3 protein-coding genes are annotated in these 11792 nt (G+C 65.0%); all 3 read left to right on the plus strand.

Translation table 11 applies throughout. From position 1 onward, the window contains the following. Positions 1-85 precede the first annotated feature (85 nt). A complete protein-coding gene (locus QZY06_RS09445; protein WP_273453859.1) occupies positions 86-904 on the plus strand; it encodes a sulfatase-like hydrolase/transferase in 819 nt (272 codons plus the stop codon). A gap of 267 nt (positions 905-1171) precedes the next feature. Continuing rightward, on the plus strand, positions 1172-10576 hold the full coding sequence (locus tag QZY06_RS09450; protein WP_295683334.1) for a type I polyketide synthase: 9405 nt from the start codon (positions 1172-1174) through the stop codon (positions 10574-10576). 23 nt (positions 10577-10599) lie between these two features. Next, the coding region (locus QZY06_RS09455; RefSeq protein WP_295683337.1) for a polyketide synthase at positions 10600-11792 on the plus strand (1193 nt) is incomplete at its 3' end.

The following is an 11792-nucleotide window of genomic DNA, read 5'->3' on the forward strand; positions in this document are numbered from 1 at the left end:
CTGAATAAACTGAATCAGTGACATAACTGTAAAAAACTGCCTGTAAACTTTTCCCTCTCCTGAATCATTCAGCTAAAGTACAGCGATGACCGCCAATAACCTCGTTTTCATTGTCATGGACAGCTGCCGTTATGACAGCTATCTCGCCGCCAAACGTCCGAATATGGACAGGATCGGGGTCGGTTCGAAGCGTTATTCGTTTGCGTCGTGGACGAGCCCTTCGCACTACACCTACCTGATGGGCATGATTCCGCACACGAGCCCACAGGGCGTGTTCGCATCCGAGGTCTACAAGAAAGATTTCTCGCTGTGGGTCGATCGGCTCGCGGTCAAGGATCTCTCGTTCAAGAGCTTTATTCCGCAGTTGTCGCTGCCGCATGTGCTGCAGCAGAACGGCTACCGCACCTCGGCCAAGGTTTCGCTGCCGGTGCTGAATCCGTTCTCGCATCTGAACAAGCATTTCGACGACTACAAGCTGATGGCGAATCACAACGACTTCGCCGGCATGGTCAAGCAGATCGAGTTCGACAAGTCCGAGCCCCAGTTCTATTTCCTGAATCTCGGCGAAACTCATTACCCGTTCATGCTCGATCCGAAGAACATGCCGCACATCTCCGGCGTGCACGGCGTGTTCAAGCGCATGGATGACAACCTCGGCGCGGAGACTGAAGACAAGTTCTTCGACGAGGAGCAGATGCGCGATCTGCACAAGCAGCAGATCAAGTGCGTGGAATACGTCGATGAAGTGCTCGATGATCTGATCGCGAAAGCGCCGCTGAATACGCATTTCGTCATCACGGCCGATCATGGCGAATGCTTCGGCGAAGGTGGCTATTTCGGCCACGGCCCGATCGTTCACGAAAAAGTGCTGGAAGTTCCGTTTCTGGAAGGCAAGAAGCGCTAGTCAGCCGCTCATCGCAACATGAGGACCAAGCGACGGCAGATTTGAGCCGCCGCGCTGACAGGGAAGTATTCAACACGGGCACCTTGCAACAACGACCCGGGTGCTGCGGCCGCTGGCGTGCACATTTGCCGACTTGGGATAGTCCGCAGAGGCGAGTCAGAACGGTACTACCGTCATCGGATGGGGTATCGGCGCGAGCCGCAAGAAGTTGAGGGTCGGGCGGGATTCAAGGTCATGTGGCCGCGTCAATGAACAGGGAGAGCGGCAGTGCTTCACGACAGTTTCGATGTATTCGCCATAGCCCCGGCTGACGCCGCCCACCCCGGAATTGCTGCTGCGACGGCGCGTGCCGGCGGCACTGGGGTTCTCGACCTTGAATTCAGCCGGGACGATTCCCGCGCTGCCAGTGCCTTTTCCCGTCTACTGACGGCAACCGATGGCCGTATCGGCCTGCGTCTCGACATCGCGCATCTGCCGCTTGCCGGCCAGTTGATCGACGAAGCCGGCGATCGCGGCCTGAGCCTGATCCTGACCGGCACGCCAGCGCAGCAAGCACAGATTGCCGCTGCGCTTGCACCGGGTGGCCAACATCGGGTGCTCGTTGAAGTCATCGATGTCGCCCATCTCGGCCTGTTCCCGTTTGCCCATCACGGCATGATCGCCAAGGGCCATGAAGCGGGTGGCTGGGTCGGCGCCGATACCAGCTACATCCTTGCCCAGAAGCTGCTCGGCAAGGCCGCCGCAACCAACGATCTTCCGATCTACATGCAGGGCGGCATCGGCGTGCACAGCGCCGCAGCCTTGCGCGCCATGGGCGCAGCCGGCGTGATCTTCGAAGATCAGCTGCTGCTGCTCGCCGAATCGCCATTGCTGGAAACCTTGCAGAACGAACTCGTGCGCCTGAATGGCGCCGAGACCCGGTTGTTCGGCGAACTGGTTGATCTTCCCTGCCGCGTCTACAGCCGTCCGGGAACACCAGCGCTGAAGGCAGCCGAAGACGACAATAATCGCGTTGAATCCGGCGATCTGTCGCTCGCCGACTGGCGCGTGAAGCTGAGCCAGAACCTCGGCTGGAACGGCGGCGAACAGTTCATGCCGATCGGCCAGGGCATCGGTCTCGCCGCGACTTATCGCAGCCAGTATCGCAACGTCGGCCGCTTCATCCAGGCCGTGCGCAAAGCCAGCCTCAAGCACGTCGAATCCGCGGTCACGACCGGCTTCATGGCACCGGGCGGTGCTTTGGCCAAGTCGCACGGCACAGCGTTCCCGATCGCCCAGGGTCCGATGACCCGCGTTTCGGATTCCCCCGAGTTCGCCTATCAGGTGTCGAAGAACGGCGCCCTGCCGTTCCTGGCGCTGGCGTTGTATCGCGGCCCTCAGATCCTGGAGATGCTCCAGCAGACCAAGGCGCGCATGACCCAGGCCGACGGCAGCGAACTGCCCTGGGGCGTGGGCTTGCTCGGCTTCGTGCCGCACAGCTTGCGTGAAGAGCAGATCGCCGCGGTCTGGCAGTGCAAGCCAACTTACGCGCTGATCGCCGGTGGTCGTCCCGACCAGGCCGCGCACTTCGAGAAGGAAGGCATCCCGACCTACATCCATGCACCGGCGCCTGCGCTGCTGCGGATGTACATCGAACAGGGCGCCAAGCGCTTTGTGTTCGAAGGCCGCGAATGCGGTGGCCACATCGGCCCGCTGGCCAGCTTCCCGCTGTGGGAGCAGATGATCGAAGTACTGCTCGCCGACGTGAAGCCGGGCAGCGAAGCCGGGTACCACATCCTGTTTGCCGGCGGCATCCACAACGCCGCCTCGGGCGCGATGCTCGCTGCCCTCGCCGCACCGCTCGCGGCGCGCGGCATGAAGGTCGGCTGCATCATGGGCACGGCCTACCTGTTCACCCAGGAAATCGTCGACAGCGGTGCCGTGGTCAAGGGCTTCCGCGACGCGGCGATCAGCTGCGACAAGACCGTCAATTTCGAGACCGGCCCGGGCCATTCGACGCGCTGCGTCGACACGCCGTTCTTCCGTGAATTCCGCGATGCACGCAAGGAGTTGCTGCGCGAAGGCGTCGGCGCCGACGAACTGCGCGACCGCCTCGAAGACATGAACATGGGTCGCATGCGCGTGGCCTCGAAAGGCCTGAATCGCGATGCCAGCGGCCAGATCGTCGAAGTCAGCGAAGCCGACCAGTACAAGGACGGCATGTTCATGATCGGCCAGGTCGCCACGCTGCGCGACAGCGTCGTCACCATCGACGCGCTGCACCGTGAAGTCACCGAAGGCGGCATGGCGATGCTGCAGGCCGTGGTTACTGGCAAGGCGACGCGCAAGCAGGAAGCCAAGCCTTCCGACATCGCCATCGTCGGCGTCGGCACCCTGCTGCCGAAGGCGACCAATGCCGAGAAGTACTGGGAAAACATCGTCGACCAGGTCTGCGTGATCGGCGAAGTGCCGAAGGATCGCTGGGACTGGAAGATGTACTTCGACGCCGACCGCAAGGCCCGCGACAAGGTCTATTCGCGCTGGGGCGGCTTCCTCGACGAAGTGGCCTTCGATCCGATTTCCTACGGCATTCCGCCGAAGTCGATGAAGTCGATCGACCCGATGCAGCTGCTGACGCTCGAAGTCACTCGTCGCGCCCTCGCCGATGCCGGCATGAGCGATGGCGATTTCGATCGCGAGAACACCAGCGTCATCCTCGGTGCTGGTGGTGGCCTCGGCGATCTCGGCACCCAGTACGCCGTACGCGCCGAACTGCCTCGCTTCGTGGACATCGACGACAAGACGGTCTGGGAACGCCTGCCGGAATGGACCGAGGAATCGTTCGCCGGCACCTTGCTGAACGTGGCCGCCGGCCGGGTCACCAACCGCATGGATTTCGGCGGCCTGAACTTCACCATCGACGCCGCCTGCGCCTCGTCGCTGGCCGCGATCTCGATCGCCGTCAACGAGCTTGAAGCAGGCCGCACCAGTGTCGCCATCGCCGGCGGCATCGACACGGTGCAGAGCCCCTTCGGCTTCCTGTGCTTCTCGAAGACCCAGGCGCTGTCGCCGAACGGCAAGCCGAAAACCTTCGACACCCATGCCGATGGCATCGCGATCAGCGAAGGCCTGGCCGTCATCGTGCTCAAGCGCCTTGCCGATGCCGAAGCGGCCGGCGATCGCATCTATGCGGTGATCAAATCGGTCGCTGGTTCCAGCGATGGCCGCGCGCTCGGTCTCACGGCGCCGCGTCCGGAAGGCCAGAAGCTGGCGCTCAAGCGTGCCTACGCTCGCGCTGGCTTCTCGCCGGCAACGCTCGGCATGGCCGAAGCGCATGGCACCGGTACGCCGGTCGGCGATCGCGCCGAAGCCCGGACGATCACCGAATCGCTGGCTGCCGAAGGTGCTGCGCCGAAGACGGTCGCGATCAGCTCGGTCAAGACCCTGCTCGGTCATACCAAGGCCAGCGCCGGTGTTTCCGGCCTGATCAAGGTGGCGATGTCGCTGTATCACCGCACCCTGCCGGCGCATTACGGCGTCGACAAGCCGATCGACATCATTGCCGATCCGAACGCTCCGGTTTATCTGCTCAAGGATGCGCGGCCGTGGATCGCCCATCCGGATCATCCGCGCCGCGGCGGCGTGTCGGCCTTCGGTTTCGGCGGCACCAACTTCCACGCGGTGCTTGAGGAATACGCCGGCAATTTCGTGTCGGCCTCGCCGGCCGGTGCTGCACGCTGGCCACAGGAACTGTTCGTGTTCCGTGCCAAGGACGAAGCGCAGCTGGCCGGCGACCTCGGCCGCTTTGTTGCCGCGCTGCGCGTTGGCAGCAACGTCAAGTTCCGCGATCTCGCCTACTCGCTGGCCAAGCAGGCCGAAGCGCGCGCCGGTTCGCCGTTGTGCCTGGCACTGGTCGCCAAGGACTACACCAGCCTGCTCGCCGATCTCGAAGCGAGCGTCGCCAGCCTTGCCGGCAACAGCAAGCCGCTGCCGCAGTCCGTGCGCTTCAGCAAGAGCGTACCGACCACCGCGCCGCAGCTCGGCTTCCTGTTCCCGGGCCAGGGCTCGCAGTCCGTCAACATGGGCCGCGAGACGGCGTTGTACGTCGAGGAACTGCGCGCTGCGCTCGAGTTCGCCGATGCGACCCTGCGCCAGGAATTCCCGGCGCTGCTGTCGCGGACGATCATGCCGCCGGCCGCATTCGATGCCGACGCCGAAACGGCGCAGAGCAAGGCGCTGACCAACACCCGCGTCGTCCAGCCTGCGATCGGCACGCTGTCGCTGGGCTACACCCGTCTCGCCGAGCGCCTCGGCCTGAAAGCCGTTGCTGCTGCCGGTCACAGCTATGGCGAGTACGCCGCGCTGCACGCAGCGGGTGCGATGTCGGCGACCGATTTCCTGAAGCTGTCGGCCGTGCGTGGCCGCTGCATGGCCGATGCCTCCGCGACCAGCGAAAAGGGTGCGATGGCGGCGATCCAGGCCAAGCGCGAGATCGTTGCGGCCGCGATTGCCGGCATCAAGGGCGTCAAGATCGCCAACCACAACGCACCGGAACAAGCGGTGATTTCCGGTCCGGCAGCCGGTGTCGAGCAGGCCGTGAAGGCGCTCGAAGCCGGCGGCGTGCGGGTCACTCGCCTCGCCGTTTCCGGCGCGTTCCACACCGAGCTGGTCGCTTCGGCGCAGACCGGCCTGTCGGCAGCGATCGCCGCCAGCGCAATCAGCGTGCCGCGCATCACGGTCTACTCGAACACCACCGCCAAGCCTTATCCGACTGATGTCGCGAGCATCAAGAAAACGCTCGATGGCCATCTGCTGAACAGCGTCGAATTCGTTGCCGAAATCGAAGCGATGTACGCAGCGGGCGTGCGCGTGTTCGCCGAGCTTGGTCCGAAAGGCACTTGCGCGAACATGGCCAAAGCCACGCTTGCCGGCAAGGACGCCGTCTGTGTCTCGCTCGACGGCAACGGCGGCGGCATCCGCGGCCTGTTGCTGGGCCTGGCCGAACTGGTTGTCGCCGGCGTACCGGTAGCGCTGACCCGCCTGTTCGACAACCGCGATCCGCAGTTGCTGGATCTCGCAAAACTTGCCGATCTGATCAAGCCGGAAGCGATCCCGAAGCACGCCTGGATGATCAGCGGCGGCTGCGCTCGCGAGCAGTCCGACACCTTGTTCCGCACCGGCAAGCTGCCGGCTTACGACGCCACCTCGCTGGCGGCGATGCAGGCTAGGCTGAAGATCGAGCGTACCGTCACGGTGCAGGCGCCTGCTTCTGCCGCCGCACCGGCTGCCGCGATGATTCCAGCTGCGGCTTCTGCGCCTGCCATCAGCCCGGCGCTAGGCGCCGAAGCGCTCGCGGCCTATCAGCAGACCATGCGTCAGTTCCTGCAGTTGCAGGAACGCGTGGTGTCGCAGTTCCTCACTGGCGGTAGCGCTGCTGCGCCTTCGGCCTTGCCGGCGCTGCCGGTAATGCCGACGCCGATCGCGGCACCGGTTGCAGCCGTTGCTGCGCCAGCGCCAAGACCGGCGCCAGTCGTTGCAGCCGCCAAGACGGAAGCACCGAAGGCCGTCGCTGTGGCAGCACCGGCAGCCGTTGCGGTCAGCTTCGACCCGACCGTGGCGCTGCTCGAGATCGTCGCCGATCGCACCGGTTATCCGCAGGACATGCTGGGTCTCGATCAGGATCTGGAGGCCGAACTCGGCATCGATTCGATCAAGCGCGTCGAGATTCTCGGCGCCTTCCAGAAGAAGCTGCCGGCCGCCGCCGGTGACGCAATGCAGGCCGGCATGGAGCGCTACACCCGCGCCCGCACGCTGACCGCGATACTCGATACCGCCAAGGCCGACCTCGCCAAGCTAGGCGTTTCGGCGACTGCCGTGGCACCCGCTGCCGCCAGCGTTGCAGTCCCCTTGGTAGCCAACACTTCGCCGGCGATCAATCAGACGCAGATCGAAAAGATCCTGCTCGACATCGTCGCCGATCGCACTGGCTACCCGACCGACATGCTCGGCCTCGATCAAGACCTCGAAGCCGAACTCGGCATCGATTCGATCAAGCGTGTGGAAATCCTCGGCGCGCTGCAGAAAGCCTTGCCAGCCGCTGCCGGCGACGCGATGCAGGCCGGCATGGAACGCTTCACCCGTGCCCGTTCGCTGAACGCGATTCTGGGCGCCGCGACGGCGATCATCCCGGCTTCGGCTGCGGTGACAACCAGTGCGCCAATCGCCTCGCCAGCATTGGTTCCGGCAGCACCGGTCGCAGCGTCCTTTGACCGTGCCGCCGCCCAGAAGCTGCTGCTCGACATCGTCGCCGACCGCACCGGTTACCCCACCGACATGCTCGGCCTCGATCAGGATCTGGAAGCCGAACTCGGCATCGATTCGATCAAGCGCGTGGAAATTCTCGGTGCGCTGCAAAAGGCTTTGCCGGTAGCGATCGGCGATGCGATGCAGTCCGGCATGGAGCGCTTCACTCGCGCCCGTAGCTTGAGCACGATTCTCGATGCGGCAGCCTCCCTGGCACCAGCTGCGCCCTCCACGCCGAGAGCCGCTGCCGTTGCAGTAGCGCAGCCGATGGCAGTTGCCGTAGCAGGCCTCGATCGCACCGCGCTGCAAGCGCAGTTGCTGGCCATCGTTGCTGATCGCACCGGTTATCCCACTGACATGCTCGGCCTCGATCAGGATCTGGAAGCCGAACTCGGCATCGATTCGATCAAGCGCGTGGAAATCCTCGGTGCGCTGCAGAAGGCCTTGCCGCAGGTGCAGGCCGATGCGATGCAGAGCGGCATGGAGCGTTTCACCCGCGCCCGCACGCTGAACACGATCCTTGATGCGGCCGCCAGCCTGTCGCCAGCCGCTGTGGCCCCAATTGCTGCGGCGCCTGTAGTGGCTAGCGCAGCTGCACCGGCTGCCACGATCGACCGCGGCAGCCTCACTGCGCTGCTGCTCGACATCGTTGCCGACCGCACCGGTTACCCCACCGACATGCTCGGCCTCGATCAGGATCTGGAAGCCGAGCTCGGCATCGATTCGATCAAGCGCGTCGAGATCCTTGGCGCGATGCAGAAGGCCTTGCCGGCAGCTCAGGCCGACGCGATGCAGGCCGGCATGGAGCGCTTCACCCGCGCCCGCTCGTTGAACGCGATCCTCGATGCCGTCGGCACGCTGGCCCCGGCCCCGGCCGTGTCTGCCGCAGCGCCTGCGGTTGTAGCGGCCAGCACTGCGGAGCAGGCCACTGCGGTCAGCGAAACAATTCCGCGCTATGTGCCGCGTGCCCGGCGCGTGCCTCTGTCGAAGCAGCGTCACGCCATTGCCGGCCTGTACCTGCTGACGGCAGACGGCGAAGGCATCGCCACCAAGCTTGCCAAGCGCATCGACAAGGCCGGTGGCAAGGCCGCCGTGCTCGCGGCCAGCGATGCGACCGATCCTGTCGCGCTTGCGAAAACGCTGGATGGCCTGCGCAAGCAGCACGGCAAGGTCGCCGGCTTCGTGCATCTGGCTACGCTGAACGCAGTTGCGGCAGACGATCTCGCGAGTTGGAAGCAGCAGAGCGCGCTGCAGGCGAAAGCGCTGTTCTGGCTGCTGCAGCAGACCATGAGCGATCTCGCATCGGGGCCGTCGGTCGCACTTGCGGCCAGCCGCTTCGGCGGCAGCCTCGGCCGTGAATCCGAAGGCAGCAGCCTGCCGCAGGCGGGTGCCGCAGTCGGCCTGTTCAACTGTGCCACTCAAGAGATTCCAAGCCTGCGCGCCCGCCTGGTCGACTTCGAAACCGAAGCCACGGCGGAGGCCATCGTCGATGCCTTGATGGACGAGTTGGCGGTCGATGAAGTCCGCACCGAAATCGGTTATGCCGAAGGCCAGCGCTATGGCTACACGCATGCGCCGGAAGCGGTGTCCGATCATCCGTTCGCGCCCCATCTGGTGCCGGCTGCTGACTGGGTCGTGATGATCACCGGCGGCGCTCGCGGCATCACTGCCGAGATCGCCGAGGAACTGGTCCGGCCCGGCATGCATCTGGTGCTGCTCGGCCGCACGGCACTGCCCGGCATCGAAAGCCCAGCCACGGCCGGCATCGCCAAGGAAGCGGAGCTCAAGAAGACGCTGCTCGCTCAGGCACTCGCCGCCGGCCGCAAGCCGACGCCGGTGGAACTGGAACGCGAACTGCGCGCTGTGCTCGCCGATCGCGAAATCCGCAGCAACATCGCCAAGCTGACGGCCAAGGGCGCCGTCGTCGACTACCGCGCTTGCGATGTCCGCAATCCGGCGGTGTTCGGCACCTTGATCGATGCCATCTACACCCAGTACGGCCGTATCGATGCCGTGGTGCACGGCGCCGGCGTGATCGAGGACAAGCGCATTCCGGACAAGACGCCGGAGTCCTTCGATCGCGTTTACGACACCAAGGTCGACAGCGCCTGGACGCTGGCGACCAAGCTGCGCCCCGAAGGCCTGCAGCTGCTGGCGCTGTTTACCAGCGTCTCCGGCCGCTTCGGCAACACCGGCCAGTCCGACTACGCCGCCGCCAATGAAACCCTGAACCGTCTCGCCTGGCAGCTGCATCGGCGCTGGAACGGCGTGCGGGTGATCTCGGTGAACTGGGGTCCCTGGGACGCCGGCATGGCCAGCCAGCAGGTTCGCGATGCCTTCCGTGCTCGCAACATCGTGCCGATCCCGGTAGCGGCCGGCCGTCGCTGGTTCATGGACGAGCTGGCCTATGGCCCGCGCAAGGATGTCGAACTGGTGGCCGGCGAAGGTCCCTGGGATCGCGACCTGGGCGGCGAAGTGCTTGAAGCCGCACCGGCAGATGCAGGCGCGCTGCCGCTGATCCGTCAGCCGCTGCGCATGGGTGCCGGTGGCGCGGTGGTCTTCGAGCAGACCATCAGCCTTCATAGCGATCCCTACCTCGGCGATCACCGCCTCGATGCCAAGCCGGTGATGCCGGCAGCAACCGCGCTGGAGTACATGGCGCAGTTCGCAGCGGCGGGCTGGCCGGAGTGGAAGGTGGTCGAGATTCGTGACCTGCGCGCGTTCTCGGGCATCGTGCTCGACGGCGACAGCAGCGAGAAGACCCTGCTGCTGCGCGCCCGCTCGTCGACCCATTCCGATGCTGGCTCGCAAGCGGTCACCGTCGAACTGTTCGATCCGCCGCGCAAGACGCCGAGCTATCGCTGCAGCGTCATCCTGCTGCCTCAGGTGCCGGAAGCGCCGTTGGCCGAACCGGCGGCGGTGCTGAACAGCGGCGCGCCGATGGACACGGCGATGATGTATGCCGATCACCTGTTCCATGGCCCGCAGTTCCAGCTGGTCACCGAAGTCAGCTGCATGTCGATGGAAGGCATCGACGCCACGGTCATCGCCACCTCGCCATCGGCGATGCTTGGCGCGCCCGGCCACGGCGCACGCTGGCTGTTCGATTTCGGTCTGGTCGATACCGGCCCGCAGCTGGCGCTGGTCTGGGGCCGCGTGATGCATGGCAAGACGGCGCTGCCATCGAGCTTCGGCAAGGTGGCGCGCTACGGCCAGGATCCGGTCACCGGTCCGCTGCGCATCGCCATCCGCATGAAGCCGGCGGCGCACGATGCCGGGGTTCGTTACGACATGCAGTTCATCGATGCCGGCGGCCGCGTGCGTCTGGCGTTCAGCGATGCCGAAAGCACGATGAGTGCGGCGCTGAATCGCCTCGCCGGCAACAGCTGAGCCTCGCTGAACGCCTGCCGATCATGAGTAAAGCCCTCGACATCGCCATCATCGGCATGGCCGGCGCGTATGCCGGCGCCAAGGACGCGACGACGTTCTGGCAGAACATCCTCAACGGCGTCGATGCCGTGGCCGAAGCCGGGCCGGAATGGGCCGGGCCGTACGTCGATGCCGATGCCAAGAGCAACGACCGCATCTACACCACGCGTGGCGGCTTCCTGCGTGATCTCGCCGAAGTCGATCTGAGCGAGCTCGGCGTGATGCCGAACACGCTCGACGGCGGCGAACCAGATCACATGCTGGCGCTGCGCTTTGCCCGCGATGCGCTGGTTGATTCCGGCTACCTGAACAAGCACTTCGATCGCGAGCGCTGCGGCATCGTGCTCGGCCGTGGCACCTATGTGAACCGCGGCATCATGACCATGGTCCAGCACGGCCTGATCATGGATCAGACAATGGAGCTGATCCGCGGCCTGCGCCCGGATCTGACCACCGAAGAACTGGCCAGGCTCAAGGCCCAGTTCAAGAAGCAGCTGCCGCCCTACAACGCGGAAATGGTCGGCCTGCTGACGCCGAACGTGATCGCCGGCCTGATCGCCAACCGGCTCGATCTGATGGGGCCGAACTTCATCATCGACGCGGCTTGCGCATCGAGCCTGATCGCCATCGAACTGGCGACCCGGGAGATCAACTCTGGCCGCTGCGACATGATGATCACCGGCGGCGTGCAGGCGCAGTGTCCGCCGCAGCTGTACATGCAGTTCTGCCAGATCGGCGCGCTGTCGCACGGCCAGTTGCGGCCGTTCCAGAAAGGCGCTGACGGCACCCTGCTCGGTGAAGGCGTCGGCGTCATCGTGCTGAAGAAGCTGTCGCTCGCCGAAGCCGATGGCGATCGCATCTACGCAGTGATCAAGGGCATCGGCTCCGCCAGCGACGGCAAGGCCAAGGGCCTGCTGACGCCGCGTCTGGAAGGCGAAGTGCTGGCGCTGAAGCGCGCCTACGAATCGAGCGGCATCGATCCCTCGACGATCGGCCTGATCGAAGCCCATGGCACCGGAACGAGAGTCGGCGACAAGACCGAGATCCAGTCGCTGGGCACGCTGTTCGGCCCGAGAGTCGGCGATCTGCCGAGCATCGCGCTCGGCTCGGTGAAGTCGATGATCTCGCACTGCCTGCCGGCCTCCGGCAGCGCCTCGATCATCAAGACCGCACTGGC

The sequence above is a fragment of the uncultured Nevskia sp. genome, from assembly GCF_903885465.1.
Lineage (GTDB): Bacteria > Pseudomonadota > Gammaproteobacteria > Nevskiales > Nevskiaceae > Nevskia.

Bases quoted from the DNA above. Each gene is read 5' to 3' on its own strand.
- QZY06_RS09445 (WP_273453859.1), top strand. From the start codon at position 86: ATGACCGCCAATAACCTCGTTTTCATTGTCATGGACAGCTGCCGTTAT.